This window comes from Vibrio sp. 1CM23M (assembly GCF_023161755.1).
In the GTDB taxonomy this organism is placed as follows: Bacteria; Pseudomonadota; Gammaproteobacteria; order Enterobacterales; family Vibrionaceae; genus Vibrio; species Vibrio coralliirubri.
Window position 1 is genome coordinate 584,247 of record NZ_JALNTR010000002.1, and the last position, 20,725, is coordinate 604,971.

At 43.8% G+C, this 20,725-nt stretch carries 24 protein-coding genes; 13 read left to right on the plus strand and 11 right to left on the minus strand.

Going from position 1 to position 20,725, the window contains the following annotated elements; translation table 11 throughout:
- Window positions 1–15: 15 nt before the first annotated feature.
- The 3 genes from MSG35_RS07990 to MSG35_RS08000 all read right to left on the minus strand — a co-directional run bounded on the left by MSG35_RS07990 (window position 16) and on the right by MSG35_RS08000 (window position 3,294).
- Window positions 16–1,233: a multidrug effflux MFS transporter gene (locus tag MSG35_RS07990; protein WP_102258548.1), complete on the minus strand. Its 1,218-nt coding sequence runs from the start codon at window positions 1,231–1,233 to the stop codon at window positions 16–18.
- A gap of 163 nt (window positions 1,234–1,396) precedes the next feature.
- Window positions 1,397–2,416 (minus strand): MBL fold metallo-hydrolase, encoded by a 1,020-nt coding sequence (locus MSG35_RS07995; protein ID WP_248383628.1) that lies wholly within the window; start codon window positions 2,414–2,416, stop codon window positions 1,397–1,399.
- A 2-nt stretch (window positions 2,417–2,418) separates the two neighbouring features.
- Window positions 2,419–3,294 (minus strand): SDR family NAD(P)-dependent oxidoreductase, encoded by an 876-nt coding sequence (locus MSG35_RS08000; RefSeq protein ID WP_248383629.1) that lies wholly within the window; start codon window positions 3,292–3,294, stop codon window positions 2,419–2,421.
- A 307-nt stretch (window positions 3,295–3,601) separates the two neighbouring features.
- Here MSG35_RS08000 and MSG35_RS08005 point away from each other — a divergent pair, with 307 nt between their 5' ends.
- The 3 genes from MSG35_RS08005 (at window position 3,602) to MSG35_RS08015 (ending at window position 5,399) form a co-directional block, all read left to right on the plus strand.
- Window positions 3,602–4,177 carry a TetR family transcriptional regulator gene (locus MSG35_RS08005; protein ID WP_248383630.1) on the plus strand — a complete coding sequence of 192 codons (576 nt, stop codon included), beginning with the start codon at window positions 3,602–3,604 and terminating at the stop codon, window positions 4,175–4,177.
- 47 nt (window positions 4,178–4,224) lie between these two features.
- Window positions 4,225–4,578 carry a DUF5329 family protein gene (locus tag MSG35_RS08010; RefSeq protein WP_248383631.1) on the plus strand — a complete coding sequence of 118 codons (354 nt, stop codon included), beginning with the start codon at window positions 4,225–4,227 and terminating at the stop codon, window positions 4,576–4,578.
- Window positions 4,579–4,997: 419 nt separating this feature from the next.
- Window positions 4,998–5,399: an ACT domain-containing protein gene (locus tag MSG35_RS08015; RefSeq protein ID WP_248383632.1), complete on the plus strand. Its 402-nt coding sequence runs from the start codon at window positions 4,998–5,000 to the stop codon at window positions 5,397–5,399.
- A 106-nt stretch (window positions 5,400–5,505) separates the two neighbouring features.
- Here the strand turns inward: MSG35_RS08015 and MSG35_RS08020 are convergent, their stop codons facing one another.
- Complete coding sequence (locus MSG35_RS08020; RefSeq protein WP_248383633.1) at window positions 5,506–7,392, minus strand: methyl-accepting chemotaxis protein; 1,887 nt, start codon at window positions 7,390–7,392, stop codon at window positions 5,506–5,508.
- Window positions 7,393–7,734: 342 nt separating this feature from the next.
- Window positions 7,735–8,451 carry a DUF1826 domain-containing protein gene (locus MSG35_RS08025; RefSeq protein ID WP_248383910.1) on the minus strand — a complete coding sequence of 239 codons (717 nt, stop codon included), beginning with the start codon at window positions 8,449–8,451 and terminating at the stop codon, window positions 7,735–7,737.
- 279 nt (window positions 8,452–8,730) lie between these two features.
- On the opposite strand from MSG35_RS08025, the gene MSG35_RS08030 reads away from it, so the two are divergent.
- From MSG35_RS08030 to MSG35_RS08060, 7 genes are all read left to right on the plus strand, one after another.
- On the plus strand, window positions 8,731–9,303 hold the full coding sequence (locus MSG35_RS08030; protein WP_248383634.1) for a YceI family protein: 573 nt from the start codon (window positions 8,731–8,733) through the stop codon (window positions 9,301–9,303).
- 383 nt (window positions 9,304–9,686) lie between these two features.
- A complete protein-coding gene (locus MSG35_RS08035; RefSeq protein ID WP_248383635.1) occupies window positions 9,687–10,877 on the plus strand; it encodes a YbfB/YjiJ family MFS transporter in 1,191 nt (396 codons plus the stop codon).
- Between the two features lie 50 nt (window positions 10,878–10,927).
- Window positions 10,928–11,584, plus strand: a complete 657-nt coding sequence (locus MSG35_RS08040; RefSeq protein ID WP_248383636.1) for a glutathione S-transferase N-terminal domain-containing protein — start codon at window positions 10,928–10,930, stop codon at window positions 11,582–11,584.
- A gap of 172 nt (window positions 11,585–11,756) precedes the next feature.
- On the plus strand, window positions 11,757–12,452 hold the full coding sequence (locus tag MSG35_RS08045) for a VC0807 family protein (protein WP_019826031.1): 696 nt from the start codon (window positions 11,757–11,759) through the stop codon (window positions 12,450–12,452).
- 381 nt (window positions 12,453–12,833) lie between these two features.
- Complete coding sequence (locus MSG35_RS08050; protein ID WP_017059113.1) at window positions 12,834–13,109, plus strand: HU family DNA-binding protein; 276 nt, start codon at window positions 12,834–12,836, stop codon at window positions 13,107–13,109.
- 25 nt (window positions 13,110–13,134) lie between these two features.
- Entirely contained in the window at window positions 13,135–13,278 is a 144-nt protein-coding gene (locus MSG35_RS08055) for a hypothetical protein (protein WP_017059112.1), read from the plus strand.
- Between the two features lie 293 nt (window positions 13,279–13,571).
- The gene (locus MSG35_RS08060) at window positions 13,572–13,775 is read left to right on the plus strand and encodes a hypothetical protein (protein WP_050645367.1); all 204 of its coding nucleotides are present in this window, start codon (window positions 13,572–13,574) and stop codon (window positions 13,773–13,775) included.
- Between the two features lie 42 nt (window positions 13,776–13,817).
- On the opposite strand, the gene MSG35_RS08065 is transcribed toward MSG35_RS08060, so the two are convergent.
- Together MSG35_RS08065 and MSG35_RS08070 are read right to left on the minus strand one after the other, a co-directional pair.
- Complete coding sequence (locus tag MSG35_RS08065) at window positions 13,818–14,909, minus strand: transporter substrate-binding domain-containing protein (RefSeq protein WP_248383637.1); 1,092 nt, start codon at window positions 14,907–14,909, stop codon at window positions 13,818–13,820.
- Between the two features lie 217 nt (window positions 14,910–15,126).
- Window positions 15,127–15,582 (minus strand): PaaI family thioesterase, encoded by a 456-nt coding sequence (locus MSG35_RS08070; protein WP_059019434.1) that lies wholly within the window; start codon window positions 15,580–15,582, stop codon window positions 15,127–15,129.
- Window positions 15,583–15,617: 35 nt separating this feature from the next.
- Between MSG35_RS08070 and MSG35_RS08075 the strand changes: the two genes are divergently transcribed.
- Complete coding sequence (locus MSG35_RS08075) at window positions 15,618–15,896, plus strand: DUF134 domain-containing protein (RefSeq protein WP_004734814.1); 279 nt, start codon at window positions 15,618–15,620, stop codon at window positions 15,894–15,896.
- A gap of 67 nt (window positions 15,897–15,963) precedes the next feature.
- On the opposite strand, the gene nqrM is transcribed toward MSG35_RS08075, so the two are convergent.
- From nqrM to MSG35_RS08095, 4 genes are all read right to left on the minus strand, one after another.
- Window positions 15,964–16,161 carry a (Na+)-NQR maturation NqrM gene (gene nqrM / locus MSG35_RS08080; protein WP_004734813.1) on the minus strand — a complete coding sequence of 66 codons (198 nt, stop codon included), beginning with the start codon at window positions 16,159–16,161 and terminating at the stop codon, window positions 15,964–15,966.
- Window positions 16,158–16,637, minus strand: coding sequence for a NifB/NifX family molybdenum-iron cluster-binding protein (locus MSG35_RS08085; protein ID WP_248383638.1), 480 nt, complete (start codon window positions 16,635–16,637; stop codon window positions 16,158–16,160). Before MSG35_RS08085 ends, nqrM begins: the two co-directional genes overlap by 4 nt.
- Window positions 16,638–16,925: 288 nt before the next feature.
- The gene (locus MSG35_RS08090) at window positions 16,926–18,329 is read right to left on the minus strand and encodes a HAMP domain-containing sensor histidine kinase (protein WP_172379364.1); all 1,404 of its coding nucleotides are present in this window, start codon (window positions 18,327–18,329) and stop codon (window positions 16,926–16,928) included.
- The gene (locus MSG35_RS08095; protein ID WP_050634514.1) at window positions 18,313–18,987 is read right to left on the minus strand and encodes a response regulator transcription factor; all 675 of its coding nucleotides are present in this window, start codon (window positions 18,985–18,987) and stop codon (window positions 18,313–18,315) included. Before MSG35_RS08095 ends, MSG35_RS08090 begins: the two co-directional genes overlap by 17 nt.
- 243 nt (window positions 18,988–19,230) lie before the next feature.
- Here MSG35_RS08095 and MSG35_RS08100 point away from each other — a divergent pair, with 243 nt between their 5' ends.
- Together MSG35_RS08100 and MSG35_RS08105 are read left to right on the plus strand one after the other, a co-directional pair.
- On the plus strand, window positions 19,231–19,728 hold the full coding sequence (locus MSG35_RS08100) for a heme-binding protein (RefSeq protein ID WP_248383639.1): 498 nt from the start codon (window positions 19,231–19,233) through the stop codon (window positions 19,726–19,728).
- Between the two features lie 242 nt (window positions 19,729–19,970).
- Window positions 19,971–20,693: a DUF1007 family protein gene (locus tag MSG35_RS08105; RefSeq protein WP_248383640.1), complete on the plus strand. Its 723-nt coding sequence runs from the start codon at window positions 19,971–19,973 to the stop codon at window positions 20,691–20,693.
- Window positions 20,694–20,725 lie beyond the last annotated feature (32 nt).

Genomic DNA, 20,725 nt, shown 5'->3' on the forward strand with positions numbered 1-20,725 from the left:
AACGACCTTTTGTACCTAGTTTGACATGAAAGATGTTGATGAGTTGTTCTGCTTATTACTGGGGTTCCGAGACCATGCCAGCCACAATAGGCCGCTGATCACACCTATAGACAATTGGATCACACCAAGGTTTTTAATCAAAGAGTCAGACTCGACAGAAACCAACATCATCCCCATCGCGCCACAAATCATTGACGTAAATTGAATGATTGCAACGGCAGAACCAGTGTCCTTGTCTTGTTGTTCAAGCATTAGGTTAGTACCAGGCACTCGCGTTGTGATGGTGGCTAACGTAGCTAATCCGATTAATGGGGCGAACAACCAAGCCGAAGCTTCACCAAGGCTAAAAGTCAGTACTCCACACAAAATCAGAAGCATGAAGCAGAAAGAAATAATTCGTTTTGCAGGCCAATATTGAGTAATTTTGATGTAAGCCCGAGGTCCAAATGAGGCAAATAGAGCATTTAGCGCGAAGATATAACTAAACTCTTGCTCGCTAAAATTAAAGTGCTCAACATAGATGTAAGGACCCGCAGCCACAAATGCCATCATCGACATTGGAGTAAGCGAAAATACTGCCAGTAACAACAGAAACCGTGGATTCTTGAGTACTACTCCCAGCCGTCCCCAAGATCTCACTACAGATCCGCTATAACGAGATACCAACGTTTCTGTCAGACAGAGTGAAAGCACAATCGATAGAAGGCCAAAGACACCAAGCGCAACAAAAATCATCTGCCAAGTCGCAACCTTAAGTAATAATGCCCCTATTACTGGCGCCACCATAGGCGCAATAACCACCAGCGACATAATGGTCGCCATTATCTTCTCTCGTTCTCTCCCATCGTAAAGATCTTTGATAATTGCCACAGCGACAACCGTGACAGCACTACCACCAAACGCTTGAACAATTCGGAAGCCAATCAATTGTTCTATGCTGCCTGAGTTGGCACATAAGAAACTGGCAACAACGTAAATACCTGCCCCGATTAACAAAATTGGCTTGCGACCAAACTTCTCACTGAGGGGACCCCAAAATAACAGCCCGAAAGCATAAACAACGAAGTAGCTGCTCAGCGTAAAGTTAACCATTGACTGAGTCGTGCCTAACGCTGCCACCATATTAGGAAGAGCTGGTAAATAAAGGTCGGTTGTTAAAGGAGGAAACGCGCTGATCATCACCAAAAAGATCAACGTACCCGTATTGCCGAGTATGGGTTGTTTGTTTTTCATTACATCACCGAATAACGGACCTGACGCTACAGGTCAACATTATGAAATATCAAAACATCCATGTCTTTGAGGGCTCAAACACTCTATTTAGCGTTTAAAGCGATCTGAGATAAAAATTGATTTGAAATTAAAAAGGAGCTTGTGGTTAAAAAGAGCTGAGCATCTAAAAGTTAGTCGGTTGACCCACTTCAAGCGTAATAAACTCAGAAGCTGGAACTTGAGCTGCCTTCTTCGCAACGTCAAGCAACTCAACAGGCTCCAGGCGAGGCTCCGCCGTCATTTGAAATGTCCCATAATGTATACCAATCGACTGTTTTGAATTAAGATCTTGATGAGCTTGCACTGCCTCAAAAGGGTCAAGGTGCACTGGCTTGAAGATTTCTCTTGGTGCATACGCGCCAATAGGAATAAAGGCAATATCGACAGGTCCAAACTTCTCATAAGCGTATTTGTAGTGATTGGCATAACCGCTATCGCCACCAAAATAGATTTTTTGGTCGCCAATATGCATTAAAAACCCTCCCCATAGCGTTGAGTTTCTATCGAAGGGAGTACGACCTGAATTATGTTGAACTTCTAAAAACCAAAGCTTAAAGATGTCATTAACCTGAACACTCTCTCCCCAATCTAGCTCGGTGGTGTTAGCGCTTAAAGGGAGACGTTTTGCTACTCCAAGCCCCACATAGATTTTCGGGTTATCTCGTTTAATGAGGAACGCCAAAGAGTCCAAATCCAAATGGTCATAATGATCATGGCTTATCACCACCACATCAATTGATGGTAAGTTGGCTAACGCAATCCCTGGTTGGTGCACCCTTTTGGGACCAGCGAAAGAAATCGGACTCGCTCTTTCTGAAAACACAGGATCGGTCAGTACATTCACTCCTTGGGTTTGAATTAAAAAGGTCGCATGATTTACCAACGTAATACGAACTTTATCTCCTAGCTCACTAGCAGCAGGCATTTTATCCTCATTCGTTTCAACAGTGTCTGACCAATTCGCTTGTTCAACTTCAGAAGTTAAGCCAGCCCAGACAATCTGCCAAAACGTCAGTGTTTTGATATCGGTATTATTTTCAAACTGACCGTTTTTGAAATTAGGTGACGCTTTTCTGGTATCCATCTTGCTCTCTGCACAGGCGTTAATTAAAAGGGTGAGGCTCACTATCCAAAGAAATTTCATTTCTATTTTCCTGTTGGCTTAACTTCGCACGCTTGCAGGTAAGGAGTGGTAATCGATTCAAGTTGGTCCCACAACTTACTAGAACCAGATGTATCGCAACCAGGATCACTCTCCGGTAAATCAACCAAACCAAATACATTGTGCCAATAGCTTCCTCTTGGAAGATTTTGTGTCGCACCAATCAAAGAGGAGTGGGAGCCTTGCTCTTCCGACACCAGTTGTTTAGTACGAAGCCATGCTAGAAACCCTTTTTTACTTCCAGCAAAGCCACTGGCAACCACACCGGGATGAACCGCAATTGGGTGGATATTTGGGTAACGCTCTGATAACTCCCGCACTTGCCATAAATTCCCCAGCTTGCTTCGTGAATAAGTACTGGATGTGCCATCAAAAGGAATATCAGCCGAACACTCATTTTCCATAATGTAAATATCTCCACTAGTCATAACCAGACGAGCATCGTCAACCAACATTTTTTTCTGCATAAGAAGCCGATAAAGAATGTGATGACCTAACACATTAACTGAAAATGTTTTTTCATAACCGGAAGGCGATATTTCAGCCTTTTTAGACACAAGCCCCGCGTTGCAAATGACAATGTCGAATGGCGTCTCCTCTAGTTGTTTTACAGCAGTGACAATACTCTCAGGATCCGCAAGATCCATATAGATTGATTCGACATTAAGAATGTCATCCGTTGCATCCGATAAGCCTCTGGCCAACGACGTCACCCTCGCACCTTGAGCAAGCAAAGAACGAGTAATGAACTCACCAATACCTGCAGTTCCGCCCGTTACAAGTACCCTTTTCCCATCAAGCCTTGGTAACTCAGGGCATGAATGATGTTTTCTTTTCTGTCCAATAATGGCCGATAACACTCGGCGATGCCTACCCTTCGGGGGAGGACTTGCAATCAAACTTAGCGACATGGTGATGCTCCTGAAGGCTCAATAATAACAAATGACAATTTACAATAAATGTCATTTGTTATATTGTCAACGCACCAATTTGATTTAAGAGCACAATAACTTTTGTGCAAAACGGCAATACTTTTGTATTAAACGACGACCTCGTTTGACTGAGTAGGCGGTAATCGATAGCATCAGACTAATACTGTCGTTATCGAAAGTTCTTATTTTCAAAGCCTTAAATAAGGGTTTAGACACAATTTATTGGTAGTGAATAATGCTTACTAAAGAAAAAATATTAGATGCATCTGAAATCGTTTTACGTAAGTTCGGTCCTAGAAAAACGACCGTTGTTGACGTAGCTCGAGCCCTTGATGTGAGTCACGGAACGGTATACCGACACTTTGCAACTAAAGCAGAACTGCATGAAGCCATAACATTAAGATGGCTGGATCGTGTCACCGCACCATTAACTGAGATCACAAATAGACCGGAAAGCGCATCACTAAGGCTTCGAGAGTGGTTTGAGGCGTTAACGGCCATTAAAAGAAGAATTTTTATTGGTGAGCCTGAGTTGTTTGAATCATATTCATCACTAGCACAACAAACACCCGAGCACGTAAAATCAAAACACATCAATCATCTGTTGCAGCAAGTTGAGTCGATTTTGAATGATGGCGTTAGAGAAGGTGTCTTTGAAATTGAGGATTGTACTATCACTGCACGCTGCTTCTTTTTTGGTACCGTGCGTTACCACCACCCACTTCATTCACCAGAATGGAAGAGCGACACCATTGAACAAGAATTTACACAGCTTTTTTCTTTGTTAGAAAAAGCCATCTATAAACACTGATTCCTAATCGTTTTTTGAAATAGCCGATTAGATGGGAGAAGATGATTATGAAGCGTACACTGTTTCTATGTGGGTTAATGGCTAGCCAATTACTATCGCTGAATCATGCATTCGCCTCTCCTCAACAAGAGATTGACCATCTGCTTACCTTTGTTGAATCAACGCAGTGCAAATATGAGCGAAATGGTACAATCCACACAGGGCTAGAAGCGGCCGCACATATAAAAAAGAAAGCTGATTATTACGCCGACGAGATTGAGTCTGCTGAAGATTTCATCGCGTATTCAGCAACAAAAAGTATGTTGAGTGGGCGCCATTACCAAGTTCACTGTGAAGGCAAAACATCGGTTAGTAGTGAAGTTTGGCTAAAATCCGAACTTGATGACTTTAGGTCTCGCTAACTTTTTAGCTTACTTACTCTCTAATGTTCAGCCCTGCTAAATAGTAAACAACAAAGTGCCAAACAAAAAAAGAGCCCCTAAGCTGGAGCTCTTTTCGTTTTTTGATACTTCCTGTATCCATAGACAAGTCCAATCTGTAGTACTTTCACTGAAAGCCAGATCATCGATATCTCCAGTTGTGTATCACCAATAAATCTAGCACACAATCTCCAGGATTTTCTAAAACACAACAGAGATAATGAGTTTAGTCCCACTGCATCTCACCACTCAGCACTTGTTCGATGCCATCAATAAAGAGGAAAACTTGCCATTAGTAAAACTGATGCTGAATTAAAATCATTAATTTTACTTAACTGCCAGTTACTTCTATCGTGACTGCATGCATCTTCAATAAACTTATTAACGCAGGGAAACTGACTATGACTGCCATTACCGATCTAGACCTTCTACTGAAATCCATGTCACCAGAATTAATCGACGGTAACTATGTTTTTTTCACTGTCGACGGAGCGCTAGCAGACTATGTTCAGCTCAATCCAATCTTGACTTTTCGTGAAAAAGAAGGTTTAACACTGGTTCTGGAAGAAGACGTTGCGACCAAAGCTCAGCTAAACTTCGACGCTGTGTTTAGCCTGATCACTTTATCGGTACATTCGAGCCTTGAAGCGGTTGGATTGACGGCTGCTTTTGCGACAAAGCTTGGCTCATACGGCATTAGCGCTAACGTTGTTGCAGGCTACTATCACGACCATATCTTCGTTCAGAAAGACAAAGCTGAAGCCGCAATGAGTGCGCTAAGAGAATTTTCAGAAGTAGATTAGTAAAGAATTCTATTGTTCACAGACGCAAAAAAAGCGACGTAATCTACGTCGCTTTGGCTTATTGCTTACTGTTCATTCACTGATCAGGCATCAGCTAATGAAACAGTTAAGCAAGCTTAAAAGTCGCCACTTTATCACTTAAACCAGCGGCTTGACTCTTAAGTTCGTTCGACTCAGTTAAGCTGTCCTGTGCGCCCACAACTAGGTGGTCGGTAACATCTTTAATGGTCGTCACGTTCTGGGTAATTTCACCCGTCACATGTGTTTGCTCTTCAGCAGCCGTCGCGATTTGAGTCGCCATATCGCTGATCAAAGCAACCGCCGTGTTGATCTCTTCAAGCGCATGCGAAGCTCTATCGGCATCTTCTACTGAATGTATCGCCAGTTTAGAACTGCTTTCCATCAACTCAACCGCTTGCGCTGTCGTGCGCTGTAGGATATCAATCGTTGATTTGATCTCTTCTGTTGAAGAGTGAGTGCGCTGCGAAAGCACACGTACTTCGTCTGCTACCACAGCAAAGCCACGACCTTGTTCACCCGCACGAGCCGCTTCAATTGCAGCATTCAAAGCAAGCAAGTTGGTTTGCTCAGCAATGCCTTGAATCGTGGCGAGTACGGTCGAGATCTCTTGAGCATGCTTGTTTAGCTCGCTGATCACATTACCTGCTTCATTTACTTCATTGGCTAGGTTATTGATAGAACCTTTAGTGTCGACGACCAGAGCGTGACCACTGTTAGTGCTTGTCGCTGAGTCTTGTGCAGCTTTTGCTGTTTGCTCGGCATGCGATGCAATCTCTTGAGTTGCACAGGCCATTTCCGTTACAGCCGTTGCCACCATTGTGATTTCTTGCTGTTGATGGTTAAGCTCATCCACAGAACGGTTCGCACGTTGAGTACTTTGCTCTGACTGGCTATTTAACTGTTCTGACTGCCCACGGATATGGCCAATTAACTGCTGTAAGCTTCCAACAAAGGTATTGAAGTTATGAGCCAACTCGCCCACTTCATCTTGGTTTTCTACATGAATGCGTTGAGTCAAATCACCGCTACCATTCGCGATTTGCGCCAATGCTTGAGATACGTGGTTCAACGGACGGAATAGAATAGTACACAAAAGGTTAAACAGTATGGTACATACAATAACGACCAGCAGTGTCGCCAAAACTTGACCAATCACTGCATCAAATAACGGTGCAACCAGAGAGTCATGATTAACAACACTCACTGTAATCAGGCTCGTTCCGTCAATAGCACGAGCGTACAGAACATAGTCGCTGCCATTCAGTTCGATAGAAGTGTCTTTACCGCTAGTCAGAGCCTTTTGTACATCGGAGAAATTTAACCCAAGTGAACTGATATTCTTATTCAGTAACTTAGTGTCAGGGTGCGTATAAACCGTGCCTTTGTTGGTCGCGATGAACATGTAACCTTCACCTGGAAGAATCACCTGCTCTAGACTGTTTAAGATGTCTGTAATTTCTACATCAGCGCCCAACACAACCTGTTGCCCATGCAGTTGCATTGCTGTTCCTAATGAAACAACGTTCGCCCCAGTTGCAGCTGCAACCGTTGGGTTGTCCATAAACACTTTACTAGGGTTTGCAACCGCATTGGTGTACCAACCCCACAAACGAGGATCATTATTGCCCGGCGGAAGGACAACTCCATTCGCGTTCTTTTGCGAACCATCAGGAAATGCCAAGAAGACATTATCAAAAGAGGCTGAATCACGAACCTGTTTTAGGTGACTCACCAAGCTTTCTTGTTTGGATTCTTTCGAAAGAGAAGTAAGCGCACGCTCTTTGGATAAGATCCAATCCGATACATATTGATTGTAAGAAGCCGATGCGCCCTCTAAGCGCTGTTCAACTTCAGTATCCAACCTTTGCAGTGAAGCACGAAAAGACAATGCCTCGACCAAAATCCCCCCCAGGATAATGGCCATACTGGCTGAAATCGCCAGTTTATTTTTAAGCGAGAGTTTCTTGAACATAGGAAACCTATAATGTGGAAGTAAAAAACCGTGGCGAACAAATTGGTTGCCAAAGAGGTTTGCAAGCGGGATATATTTTACGCTTTAAAATAAATTAAGAAACCGATGAGGAACTGAAATATTGATATATGTGAGTAAGTGCACGCATCGTAACCCATTGATTTAGAGAATGGTAAACTCTAAATTTTGAATTAATGTGCTAAACATGATCAGCTGATAAGTGTCTCTGTTTGAGAGTAATAACGGCATAGATCGCGCCATGCCGTTAGCTCATTAGGAAGGTATTTAAATGTGTTGAAGGTTTGAAAAAAATAGGTCGCGGGCTAAATAGTCAAAAGTTGATCAACCAAAGTCCAACGTTAACAGCAATCGTGTTTCGTCAGATGAAGTGACTGGTGAACGATGCACAAGGCCTGCATTTTCATTGCCACTCCAGCGCTCCCCTTTTAATAACGCAACATCACCACTGGTCATTTTCTGGATGTCAGATTCGTCGTTGTACAGGCCTGAAACAGAATCAGGCTGTCCGTTACTTCCACGACCAAGCTTAGAACGGTCGACCGATTCGTTTGGCAGCCATTGAGTCGCAACGCCGTGATAGGTTGTCACTAAGCGGCAAGGAACTTGGTCAAAATGAAAACGAGGACACATCGCTTTATTCAGAACCGCCAAACGGAGCCCTACTTCTTCAAGATCGAACAAACAACAGAACATATCCACCAGCTCTGCCATGTTTTCTAATAACGCTTTAGAAGCGGTTCCATCGGTGGCAAATTCCAATTTATCGAGAGCATTTTCAGGTGACACGCTAACAGACTTACTAAAGTTTGGATTCAATGCGATAAATTCACTGATTGCCGTCCTTAAGCCTTCATCAAACTGTCGCTGCCATACCGCTATATTAATATCGCTTTGGTAGATATCCGCTAATACCGTTGGCTGTTCAGAAGCACTAAAGCTTGGCTTGTGATTCGCCGGATCCTGAATACTCACAGCTGAACTAATGTTGAGTGGCTGGTTGCTATTGGTTGCCAACGGCTTGGTTAACACGGCATTCATTACGTCGTCTCCTTGATACATGCTCATCGCTTCCCTCCTACCAACATAATAACTATTCTAAGTAAGAGTGACCTTTTAGGTTATGTTATAACATAACTAAAAATAAACAAGTCACTTAGTCGATCATGATTCCAGTAATACAGCGACGCCCTTCTTTGCCTGCGGTAATTTTTCGAATGCTGAACTAAGCTTCTATCAACCATTCTTTCCAAAAAGCCATTTTAAAGACGCACGACTCAAAAACGTAAACTTGTGAATTCATCAATCTGGTGACAACTTATGAAAAAACTAATCTCTACATTCGGCCTCCTATGCACCGTTATCTCCGCTCAATCTTTCGCGGAATCGGGCTACACATTAGATCCGAAGTTATCGAACATCACATTCGCTACCATTAAAAAGCAGTTTGTTGTAGAGCCCGCATCCATCAAACCCATGTCTGGAGGGCTTACCGAAGAGGGGCAGTTTTCAATAGTATTGGACTTGAAAAGCGTTAGCACTGGTGTCGCTATTCGCGATAAGAGGCTAAATGAGCTCTACTTTGAATCGATGACTTTCCCTGAAGTGAAGGTCTCTGGAAAAGTCGAACCTTCAATGTTATCCGGCGACCCAAAAAGAACAACCGTAGCGGCGGAAGTTACCTTACACGGCGTAACAAAAACGATCGACTTCCCAGTTATAGTGGTTCCATCGTCAGGATTTGTCATGGTTAGCTCAGCTTCGACAATCATCGTCAACGGCGCTGATTTTGGGATATCGACAGAGAATCTAAACAAACTTTCAGCGACCGTGGGTGGATTAGCGATTTCCGACAAAATCCCTTTAAGCTTTAACCTACTTTTCGACCAATAATGGACTTATAACTCTTCCTTTCTATTCTCCTCATTTCACATTCATCAATCGTTTGAGAGCGGTGAATGTGAGTGAGAGTTACTGGGCATCAATTTTTTCTAAATAACCTAATCATTTAACTCCAACTTTAGTCTAACCATTGATCACTCAATTCTACGATGATTAAAACAATCGCTTATTGCCTTCCCCTTGGCAGAGCAACAGATCTCACTAAGTGTTTAAACATACTGGCTATTTTCCTACCTCGAAACCACCTTTAGATATGCAACTTATATGACTAACAACCTAGTGATATTGATGGTGAATGATGTCAGTATGCAAAATCAAACAAAGATTTTGTCCTATTGCCAGAGCATCTAGTCAAACCGAAAAGAGCCCCTTTTATGCTGAATACACACATCGTTAATCGAGACAGCTTGGCTGGAATGGGGGCGACTCTAATTGGCAACGGGATCGGTAGGTTTGCCTATATAGCATTAATGCCGGCTCTCATTCAAAGTGGTTGGTTTAGCGAAAGTGATGCATCTTATCTTGGTGTAGCAACCCTTCTTGGATACATATTGGGTGCACCAGCTGCCAATATACTACTGCGTTATTTCAGCGCCGGTCAGTTGATTCGTTTCGCGATGTTGGTGAGCAGCTTTAGCTACTTGGGCTGCGCACTGCAGGATGCGCCCTTGGCATGGTTCTACGCTTGGCGAACTTTAGCTGGAGTTTCGGGTGCTTTGCTAATGGTCGTCGCCCCTCCGGTAATTGTTCGAAAATTTAACCCAGATGTGAAGGCTCGTGTAAGCGGGGTTGTATTTTCAGGCATTGGGCTTGGTGCAATGTTATCTGGCACCCTAATTCCTGTGCTCATTTATTTTAGTGTGGTTTCGGCTTGGATTGGCATGGGTGTCATCGCATTGGCCACCACTATGCTCACCTGGAATACATGGCAAACCCAACCTAATACGTCAAAAGCGCCCTATATAAAATCTTCCTTCTCTCAGCTATCAAAACCTAAGTTAATCAACGTAACGCTTATTCTTGTGGCTTATACCTTCGACGCTATCGGTTACCTACCACACACCTTATTTTGGGTTGATTACATCGTGCGTGAACTGGGCATGTCGTTCACTAGCGGTGGGTTGTTCTGGGCAACCTTTGGTATTGGTGCCGCCATTGGCCCATTAATAACAGGCATATTGGGAGACAAGCTAGGGCTAAAGAAATCACTCTGCATTGCATTTAGCTTCAAGGCTCTAGGCGTCGCATTACCCCTTTTTAGCACTCACCCCATCGCGCTATTTATCTCTTCTTTATTGGTCGGTATTTTCACGCCGGGGACGGTCACTCTGGTGTCGACTTACACATTGGAGATTGTCGGTTATGAACTGCACACCAAAGCGTGGGCTGGGATGACACTTTCCTTTGCTATATCACAAGGAGTCGTCGGACTTGTGATGGCGTACTACTTAAATCATATGGCGTCATATGATTTGTTGTTCAGCATGAGTGCTGCTGCTTTGATTTTATCTGCGGTGTGCACCTTAATGACCGCGACTCGACCTAAGCGTGAACACTCAATCTAAATCTAAACGCGCTTTTTGGACTCAGTTATCGAATAAAATAAGGGATTAACATGCAACTCTACTTAAATGAAACCTCTCCGTTTTCACGCGTAGTCGCAGCAACAGCACTTCTGTCTCGTTGCTCGCCTTTGTCTTTTGTTTGGGTCGACCCTTGGAGTACGCCGACCAACCTGAAAAACGTCAATCCATTTTGCTTAATTCCGGCATTGGAACTGGAAGATGGAGCTTCACTAACAGAAAGCTTATGTATCTGCCAATACCTAATTGAAACGTATCAACCTCAAACGCTACGCCAAGTGACGTTAAGTGATGCCCATCAAATGAAGCATCTAGGAACAGCAAAGACATTAATCGAGATAGCTTTTCGAACCGCAGCACTAACACGCTATACCGATAGTGATAATGTGCTAATCAAGAGAGGACAAGACGGTATCGCTGCCGCGCTAAAGCAACTTGACCAAGAGATAAACACACAAGGGTTAGATTCCCTTCTTACTGATAACTTGGCCACGTTGTATCTCCATGTCGCTTTAGATTACGTCCAATTCCGACATACTGCGCTGTTTGATGAAGCGAACAGCCGAAACATCACCGATTTTTTACACCGTTCTCCATTCGCAGACGTACTGGCACACATAAGCATTGAGAGATTGGCAAGCAAGCCTGACTATGAAATGTTATTAAACTCGTTCGGTCATGAGTCTTAAAAATGGCATGAAACAAAGGCGTGCAAAGTTTAGAATTGAGCATTAGATAGGCTCAGAGATGTCGTTGATGTCACATGTCGTTACACAGCATGACGCCTTAAGGCTTTACATCTTGGGCGAGGTAAACAACAATCCCTGAGAATAAATCCATAACATAATGTATTTAGAAATTATGAGTAGTACAGAAAACAAAAAATCGAGTCCTCTTTTCGAAGTCGTGTTTAACGTCTTTCTTCCTTCATTCATCTTAATGAAATTCAGTGGAGAGGAGCACCTTGGAACAGGCTTAGCATTGCTCGTCGCCCTTGCCTTCCCTATTGCTTACGGTGGCATGGAGTTAATCCGCAACAAGAAGTTCAACTTCATCGCGGCGCTTGGCTTCGTCAGCGTGCTATTAACGGGCGGTATTGGTTTCTTCGAACTAGACACTCGCTGGTTAGCACTAAAAGAAGCATTAATCCCTGGTCTAATTGGTTTGGCGGTTCTTGGCTCAACCTTCACCCGCTACCCGTTTATCCAGAAAGTTATCTTCACACCGGCCCTGTTAAATATCTCTCTTATTGAAGAGCGCCTAAAGCAGTTCGGTAACCAAGCAAAGTTTGATCGTTGTCTAATGACATCGAACTACCTATTCGCAAGTACCTTCGCTTTCTCTTCTGCGATGAACTATTTCCTAGCGACTTGGATTGTGACAAGCCCTGCCGGCACTGCAGCCTTTAATGAAGAGTTGGGTAAACTCACGCTATACAGCTACCCAGCCATAGCTATCCCTAGCATGCTGATGATGTTAGGTATTTTCTATTACATTTGGCGCCAAGTTCGCGCTATGACTTCGTTAGAAACAGAACAAATCTTTATTACTAAGTAGTTCTCGTTACGTTAGCTTTAAATACAGAACCGCTTCAAATACTAGATTTTTTAAACGCCATAAAGCCCAGCCCTGTCGCTGGGCTTTATAGTTTTTAGTGTCTAATTCATGAACCCAATCGGCGTTCCTTTGATTGATACTCTCAATCAACCAAGACATTCACCGCCACTTATCCGTCGTGAACTCAACTAACTCGCTTTAAATCCATAATAATCAATGAATTCCATTGATTGAGCCGTCAGATGCTTTTATAGTCGATTCTGTTGGTTACTTTACAAAGCTCTACCCAACCACTGACAATATTTCAGTTGCCGTTGATAAGATCGCATAAGCTAGGTGCTAAAGGTAGACGCCAGCCGTACTCAATAAGGAATATAGATTATGAACAAATCTCAATTAGTTGAACACATCGCGACTTCTGCAGACATCTCAAAAGACCAAGCAGGCACGGCGCTCAATGCGCTTGTGGAAGGTATCTCTACTTCGCTTGCTAACGGTGATGATGTATCGATCCTCGGATTTGGTAGCTTTAAAGTTAACTCTCGTGCCGCTCGAACTGGTCGCAACCCGCGTACCGGAGAAGAGATTCAAATTGCAGCGTCAAAAACGCCAGCATTTAAAGCAGGCAAAGCACTGAAAGAGACGTGCAACCTGTAATACAAAAAATACAAGGAAGGTTACGATGACAACTAAGGAAAAAGCGAAAACGAGCCGAAGCAAAAAAGCAGGTAAGTCGACTAAAGCGCAAGCTGAAACGCCTAAGACTCGTCAACGCATTGAAGAGCTCCTCGAAGAGCGTGAATTGGCCAAACTGTTAGAGCTATAGTTTATATAAGAACTAAAGTTTAGGTTTGAGCAAAGTGATAGTTTGTTATCGTTCTAATGCCACTGCAGATTTGTAGTGGCATTTTTGGTTTTAGAACACCCCCATTAAATCAATTCCCTCCTCACTTCCAAAAACGGAATTTTAGCTTACTGGCTTTAAGCTGATATCGCGTTGACGGTTACGTTTGAGAAGCGCATGATTTTATTTCGAGCAGAATCGTTGTCTGGCGTGTTAACCGTGTAATCGCCCTAAAACTCGTTCTGTGCAACGTACTCAATTGAATGGCAGGTCACATGAATAAAGTAATTATGTTAGTAATGGGGCTGCTTTTTACCAGTCGATTGTTTGCCAGTATTGTGCCGCATGTTGGTCAACTTGAGCATGATGCGCCTATTCTCCTTCGCTCGGCATTGATTGTAGGGGTTGCGGCTTACGCGGTTTGGAGTGCATTTAAATACTTCAAAAAGACCAAGGCCTCAGGTTCAGATCAACTGTAACGGCGAAAGTCCAAAAGCTTTTGAATAAGCCTCTAATTTCGATTACTGATCTGCGAAATAATCGACCAAGATTTTACGCCACTTTCGTGACTCACGAATCTTCAACAGGGCGCGGTTAATCTCTTCTTCGTACACGTTATTTTCAGTGATGATAAAGCCATAATTCTGCTTTTCTAGCTGATACGGCAACACTTCCAGATCTTCAAACTGCCCGCTTATTCTACCATTACCAATCATATATTTGAGCACCACATCATCGGCAACAATCGCTTCGACTTCACCGTCCTCTAAAGCCGCCAACAGTCTTGGCATATCGACATAACTCTTGTGTCGAATACCGAAGCTTGTGAGCATCAAAGAAGACGTCGTTGCAACCTTTGCACCCACCTCCACATTCGCAAGATCATTCACACCTTTAATATGGGAAGAGCCTTGGCTGAGCGTAAGCTTGCTGGCTAATACCGCAGTAATACTGGCGATGAAAAGCATACTTAGCACACCAATGAACACCGTAGCTATTCGTCCCGTTAAGCTCTTAAACTCGAAATAATTGAATGGGCCTCGAGTGATAAAAAGCAAACCCAATATGAAACTTTCTAACCAACGGCCCGTTCGGCTTTTCATTGAATAGAGCTTTTCATTTTCACCGTGTTCCAATATGTAAAAAAAGGCACCAATCACACCAGAGATAAAGATGATAACTCCAATGATCAGCCACAATGCAGGGTTTAAGAAAATGGCGTGTAAGGTATGAAGGTAACCTTGCTTCTTCACAGCGATAGCGAGGTGAGTTTCATAAAAGGAATGGGAAAAGTCAGCAAACAACTCACGCTCTGGGGTGATTGAAATACAAGAGACACCGATGTCGATTTGCTCTGATTCAATCGCATTGAGTAATTCATCCAAACGGTGATTCTCTATCGTGTACTCAACGTCCATCTCTTTGGCAATCTGTTCCCAAAGCTCGACACTCAGGCCATTCCATTGACTTTCCATCGAACTGGTCACAAAAGGAGGACACGGGTAAACACCGACTTTAAGTGGAGAAGAAGAGGCAAAAGTACTGAAGAATAAAAAAAGAGAAACGATTGAAGTGACACCGTATCGGAGTGTCGATTTGAAGTATTTGTGCATCAGCAGCCCTCCAGAAGAAGGCAGCAATGAATTGAATCGAGTACGAAGGCTCGACTAATGAACACACATCAGCGCGATCAGAAGTGAAGAAAGATTATGATAAATTCAATACTGCCCTAGCTTTATTCGTTATTACCTTAACTATAGAAAACCTCTATTTATTGTGCAAAACAATGGGCGTAACAAACTAACGGCATAGGGAACATCAGATCGATAACTAGTGGGATGACATAAACTGGCTTTGTGCCGACGAACATAACTTTCCGCACTGCGTAATTTGGCTTTCAAGGAAGTAGATATTACGTCTGCTTTTGACCCATTGGGCACGAACTTCCAATTCTTGACCAATGGAAATAGGATGATGAAAGCGAGACGCCAAACTCACCGTCATTGCAGTGATGTGATTTTGGAACAAACAATGCAGCATCGCACTGTCGTGTAACGCGGTGACAATGCCACCCTGCATGATGCCATCGTAGCCCTCAGCTTTATCTGTTGGTACAATCTTGGCCCTGGTTTTATATTTAGCTAAAGTCTCATACTTGGATAAAGTCTCGTGCTTAACTAAAGCCTCGTGCTCACCAATAGCTTCAAATATTATTGGATTGTCTGAAAAAAAACCTTGGCTGCACACTTGGCAACGCCGATGGTTGTGTGGAATGAAAACCTTCATACTTACCTTTTAACCTTAAATACCTAGAGATTGATATGGCTCGACCAAAAAAACATCGCCAGTTATGCACCCGAGCGGCTTACTCTTGCTTTAAGCCTAATGGCGTTCCTATGGACGAGCTTCATAAAGAAGAATTGCTATTAGAAGAGTTAGAAGCCTTACGCTTGGCTGATCAAGAAGGATTGAGCCAACTTGAAGCCGCAGAACAAATGCAGGTGTCTCGCCAGACGTTCGGCAACATCATCAAGCGTGCACGAGCCAAAGTCGCCAAGTGCATCGTCAACGGTCACGCGTTGGTGATTCAAAGCGCTTAACTCGCGCACTAGCCCTACGTTAGTTAGCCCAACGTTAGCTAGCTCAACGACAGTGAATTCTCGATACTTAGCTTGATGGCTCAGAGATCTGATACAGCTTTCGACTCTGCCCTTCACACACATCTTTGCAATTGCATTCACGCTCAATATCTAACTGCGCAAGCCCCCCACAGCTGCCTTTGATTGGCTTGCGAGAAAAAATCACACCTATCGCCATCAACGCGACGATTCCGACAAACCCCAATAGCGTCAACAAAAAGGTCATTTTCGGAACCCTCGAATACCCCCTAAGTGATTCGGCTGTGCCATAAGAATCGCGGAGTCTTTCTTGCGCCCTTCCTCACCGCAGCCTTTCTTATTACTGCACTCTCTCTGACTGTGCCCTTTTTTACTGTGACAAACGTTGCGAGGCTCGCGACCGTAATCGAGATCGGTCACTTCCCGTAGATTGTCGAAATCCAAAGTCCCGATTTCTGCCTTACCTGTTGATGCCAAGACTCTAATATCGTGGTTGAACAAGTGCGCTAGCATCTTCTTCCCTATGTGACGGACGACTACAGATTTCACATCGTAAGAACGGAGGACAGAGATCCATTGCTTCTTTTTATTGCAAGCGGTGTCGGACTCAACCAAAGGAACAATCTGCTTTATTTGTCGTTGTTCATCGACAATCGCAATCTGTGGGGAACGAGCAAAATGGTTGCCTACATGAAGGTCGCGACAAGGTACTGCGTATAACATAGTAACTTCCTGTTATTGATGATCAGAAGTTCAGCATACGCCCCATTATTAGCATATGCCAACAACTATCATGTGAAAAATAAGATTTACTGGATCGATAACTAAGATCAAAAGCTACAAGCTACAAGCTACAAGCAGCCAATAGGGTTGGCGCAGGTTACTCTACCTCCCAAACCTGTTCACGGAGAGCCTCCCTTCCCCAAAAACAAGAATGCCCCACTAGTGCGGGGCATTCTTTGTACCTGCGAGCTGGAATTTCAAAGGCAGAAGTGACGATATAAATCGTTGTTACAACGAAAGAGTAAAAGTACTCCCCACACCCAATTCAGATTCAACGACTAGCGTTCCTTCTAGATTCTCGACCATGGCAAGCGCTAAAGATAACCCAAGACCATACCCCTCGATATTGCTGCGGCTGCTGTCGACTCGGTAAAGTCGTTCAAAAATCAAATCCTGATATTTCTGTTCAATGCCAACACCAGTATCTTGGATGGTTATCGCGATCTTACCCTCTGAACTTTGCTCGGCTTTGACCGTCACTCTTCCTTCGGGCTCGGTGTACTTAATCGCGTTATCAACAAGGTTAACCAACACCTGAGTCAATTTGTCAGGATCTGACTGAATAACAAGAGCATCAGCGCTCTCAACCTCAAGCTCAACTTGTTTATCTTCTGCGACATCTTCATACCAGCTCACCACATTGGCAATCACATCAGAGACCTGAGTCGGCACTTTCTGTGGTATGCGCTTTCCAGTCAGCTCGTCGTTCAGCTTCATCAAGGCGGTTAACATATTGCTTGCCTGCATGGCGTGTTCAGAACAATCTGCCAATGCGTCTTTCATCGCTTGTTGGTCGGCGTTATTGAGCAATGCCGTTTGGGAGGCTAACGTAATACGCGACAAAGGAGTTCGAATATCATGAGCGATCGCATCGACGGTCGTATTCAAGGTTGTCGTCACGTGCTGTAACTTGGCAACCGCAGTATGGACACTAGAGCTGATCACATTGAGCCCTTGCGGTAAATCAGATTCGGCTTCATTTTTAGTGCTAGCGCTAGGAAATTCTAACTGCCCTTTTTTCAGCTTATCGAGCAGGTCGCCAAAGGTCACTAACGGAGACATCGCACTCTGGATAATGTTACGAGTAAAAACTGCGGTCACAGCCACGAGAGCAAGCAACGCATATAAAGTCATTAGCCATTGATTGTACGCGATAAAGTCTCTTGCTCGGTTATCCAAAACCAACCAGAAATCATACTGCTCCCCTTCAATAGGCAACGACATATAGGGACTCAAGATGAAGCTCTCCAGCCATGAACGATTGTCATCAATTTGGTAGCTAGAAAAAGGCTGTTCTGTCGATAAATGTTGAACACCAGCGATAAACACGCCATCAGATGAAGCGCCCTTCTCAAGCTTATACGCCGCAATGTTGTTTTCGAGTAGCCGATGAGGATTCGCCTCTAAAACATGAATCAATCGCTCACTCGAATCGTAAGTCAAAATACGCTGATACTCGGTCGACATAGACGTAAGGATCTTCTTTTCCGTTTGGTAAAGGTCGAAAAAGAAGATAGCCCCAACAATCAGTTCCACCAGCAGCAAGCAGAGCAGTAAGGCCGACATAAAGCGAACCAACAAATGTCTCTGCGTTTTAGCAAGCGCCTGTTCAATACTACGACTTGAGGACATAGCCAACACCTCGAAGTGTGTGAATTAATGGCTTAGAAAAACCCTTATCAACTTTGCTGCGCAGCCTACAAACCAAAACATCGACCACGTTGGTTTGCGGATCAAACTGATGCCCCCAAACATGCTCAAGAATCGCGGTTTTCGACATCACAGCCTCTCGGTTTTCGAGCAATAATTTCATCAACATAAACTCGCGTTGATTAATGGTGATCGTTTGTTGCTCTCTTTGTAGCGTGTGTTTAAGTAGGTCTAGGCTAAGCGGGCCGTAATGCAATTCTAATGCTTGAGGCGTGGGTTGCTTTCCTCGGCGTACCAAGGTTTGGCAACGAGCCAATAACTCAGGAAACGCAAAAGGTTTTACCAAATAATCATCAGCACCTGACTGTAGCCCTTGCACTCGTTCTTCCACTGAGTGTTTGGCACTTAATATGATGACAGGCGTCGCGTAACCTTGCCCTCTGAGTTCAGCCAACACTTCAAACCCATCTTTCTTTGGCAACATGATATCGAGAATGATCACGTCATACTCTTCGGTTACGGCCTCGTGTAATCCATCAACACCATCTGTTGCGTGCGTCACCGTTATCCCTTCTTGCTGAAAACCATTCACCAAAAATCTCGCGATATGAATGTCATCCTCAATCAATAGTATTTTCATTAACGTCCGTTTATCTGTTAGCCGTGGTCTAAACACACTCTATCAATATCCTTTCTCGAATATAACCAACATTGCAACTTTGTAATGTTCGAGAAAGCTCCTCGTAATCATGTGTTCGTTAGTATGAACCTGTTAAAAAAAACACCCTTTCTAAACAAACAAAAAATAGAGTTCGGAATTTGAAAACGAATATTTTTTGAAAACAGATTCTTTTTTGAAAACAGATGATTTAACGGAGTAAACATGAAAATGACCAAACTAACTGTACTAGCAGCAACTCTTGGTTTCCTTAGCCTTTCTCACAACGCAATGGCAGCAGCAACACAAACGCTCTCTTTCACACAGATCTCATCAGAAGCGGCATTCAAGCTTGCTCATGAAGCGGTTAGCCAATGTGAGGCTGATGGTTACAAGGTGTCTGCTACGGTCGTCGGTTTATCAGGGAATGTGATTGCGCAACTTCGCTCAGATGGCGCAGGTATCCACACGCTTGATAGCTCACGCAAGAAAGCTTTTACTGTCACTAGCATGAAGCAGCCGTCAGGTAACCTGATGAAACTCATCGCCGACAAACCTATCATGCAACCCTTGCAGAATATGGACGACAACTTGTTGTTCTTGGCGGGTGGTGTTCCGGTACAACTGAACAATGCCATGATTGGCGCGATTGGTGTGGGTGGCGCTCCGGGTGGCCACTTAGATGTCGCTTGTGCTGAAAAAGCGATTAAGAAGTTCTTCTAAGCAAGTCCATTCACTCGCCTAATTTGGTTATGCCTTTGCCCACCCCAACAATAAATGCCTCGCACTTGCGGGGCATTGCTGCAAATTAAAGCAGTTGCGAATGAAAGCAGTTGCAAATAAAAGCAACTCCGAATTGAAACCGATAGTAGAAACGTAAACAGGCAAAACATGACACAAATTTGATGTGAATAACCCACTCAATTGTTATATTATAACATTACACTTAATGACCATTCTTTCTCATGAAACAGCTATTCAATCTAATCGATGTAATTAATCGCCTCTCCTCACGCTATGTAAGCCGTTTCGCGACATGCTTTCGCTCTCTTAAGGGCTTGACTGTTGGCCTAGCACTCTTGTTTTTTGCGCCAAATCTATATGCCCACCCTCACTCTTGGATAGAGATGAAAACTCATATTGAGGGAGAGAATGGCATGATCACCGGTCTCTCTATGGAGTGGTCTTTTGATGCAATGACATCCATGTACATGCTGGATGGAGAAGATGTCTCTGCCGATACAGAAGCTGAAACATTCAAAAAGCTCGCTGCGTCTGTTATTGAAAACATGAAGTATGAGCACTACTTCACGTACTTTTATGATGGTGAAGAGCCCATCAAATATCAGGTTGCTGAACACGCCAAGTTTGAGCGTGATAAAGCCAAAATGGTTCTAACATTTGACCTACCACTTTCTAAACCTAAACCAGTGACACGAGACTCGCTTCGCGTACTCATTTTTGACCCTAGTTACTTCGTCGACATGTCGTGGCTATCTAATAGAGACGTGACCTTGTCACCTGAACTAGCGAGACAATGTCAGTTGGAGTTAATCGAGCCCAACCCGACGCCAGAACAGATGAGTTATGCGATGTCTTTACCAGCCGATGCTGACCCAGATAACACGTTAGGCCAACTGTTTACACAATCGGTTGAGCTTCATTGTGCAGCAGTTCCTGCATCCTAATAAAGTGACTCTTTATCGCCATTACGTAAGCT

What these genes read in the sequence shown, in the direction of transcription:
- MSG35_RS08010 (WP_248383631.1), top strand. Translation starts at nt 4,225, where the DNA reads ATGAAGCGTACACTGTTTCTATGTGGGTTAATGGCTAGCCAATTACTA.
- MSG35_RS08040 (WP_248383636.1), top strand. Translation starts at nt 10,928, where the DNA reads ATGCAACTCTACTTAAATGAAACCTCTCCGTTTTCACGCGTAGTCGCA.
- MSG35_RS08025 (WP_248383910.1), bottom strand. Translation starts at nt 8,451, where the DNA reads ATGAATGCCGTGTTAACCAAGCCGTTGGCAACCAATAGCAACCAGCCA.
- MSG35_RS08105 (WP_248383640.1), top strand. Translation starts at nt 19,971, where the DNA reads ATGAAACAGCTATTCAATCTAATCGATGTAATTAATCGCCTCTCCTCA.
- MSG35_RS08055 (WP_017059112.1), top strand. Translation starts at nt 13,135, where the DNA reads ATGACAACTAAGGAAAAAGCGAAAACGAGCCGAAGCAAAAAAGCAGGT.
- nqrM (WP_004734813.1), bottom strand. Translation starts at nt 16,161, where the DNA reads ATGACCTTTTTGTTGACGCTATTGGGGTTTGTCGGAATCGTCGCGTTG.
- MSG35_RS08060 (WP_050645367.1), top strand. Translation starts at nt 13,572, where the DNA reads ATGAATAAAGTAATTATGTTAGTAATGGGGCTGCTTTTTACCAGTCGA.
- MSG35_RS08035 (WP_248383635.1), top strand. Translation starts at nt 9,687, where the DNA reads ATGCTGAATACACACATCGTTAATCGAGACAGCTTGGCTGGAATGGGG.
- MSG35_RS08030 (WP_248383634.1), top strand. Translation starts at nt 8,731, where the DNA reads ATGAAAAAACTAATCTCTACATTCGGCCTCCTATGCACCGTTATCTCC.
- MSG35_RS08005 (WP_248383630.1), top strand. Translation starts at nt 3,602, where the DNA reads ATGCTTACTAAAGAAAAAATATTAGATGCATCTGAAATCGTTTTACGT.
- MSG35_RS08100 (WP_248383639.1), top strand. Translation starts at nt 19,231, where the DNA reads ATGAAAATGACCAAACTAACTGTACTAGCAGCAACTCTTGGTTTCCTT.
- MSG35_RS07995 (WP_248383628.1), bottom strand. Translation starts at nt 2,416, where the DNA reads ATGAAATTTCTTTGGATAGTGAGCCTCACCCTTTTAATTAACGCCTGT.
- MSG35_RS08075 (WP_004734814.1), top strand. Translation starts at nt 15,618, where the DNA reads ATGGCTCGACCAAAAAAACATCGCCAGTTATGCACCCGAGCGGCTTAC.
- MSG35_RS08095 (WP_050634514.1), bottom strand. Translation starts at nt 18,987, where the DNA reads ATGAAAATACTATTGATTGAGGATGACATTCATATCGCGAGATTTTTG.
- MSG35_RS08090 (WP_172379364.1), bottom strand. Translation starts at nt 18,329, where the DNA reads ATGTCCTCAAGTCGTAGTATTGAACAGGCGCTTGCTAAAACGCAGAGA.
- MSG35_RS08065 (WP_248383637.1), bottom strand. Translation starts at nt 14,909, where the DNA reads ATGCACAAATACTTCAAATCGACACTCCGATACGGTGTCACTTCAATC.
- MSG35_RS08050 (WP_017059113.1), top strand. Translation starts at nt 12,834, where the DNA reads ATGAACAAATCTCAATTAGTTGAACACATCGCGACTTCTGCAGACATC.
- MSG35_RS08045 (WP_019826031.1), top strand. Translation starts at nt 11,757, where the DNA reads ATGAGTAGTACAGAAAACAAAAAATCGAGTCCTCTTTTCGAAGTCGTG.
- MSG35_RS08020 (WP_248383633.1), bottom strand. Translation starts at nt 7,392, where the DNA reads ATGTTCAAGAAACTCTCGCTTAAAAATAAACTGGCGATTTCAGCCAGT.
- MSG35_RS08070 (WP_059019434.1), bottom strand. Translation starts at nt 15,582, where the DNA reads ATGAAGGTTTTCATTCCACACAACCATCGGCGTTGCCAAGTGTGCAGC.
- MSG35_RS07990 (WP_102258548.1), bottom strand. Translation starts at nt 1,233, where the DNA reads ATGAAAAACAAACAACCCATACTCGGCAATACGGGTACGTTGATCTTT.
- MSG35_RS08015 (WP_248383632.1), top strand. Translation starts at nt 4,998, where the DNA reads ATGACTGCCATTACCGATCTAGACCTTCTACTGAAATCCATGTCACCA.
- MSG35_RS08085 (WP_248383638.1), bottom strand. Translation starts at nt 16,637, where the DNA reads ATGTTATACGCAGTACCTTGTCGCGACCTTCATGTAGGCAACCATTTT.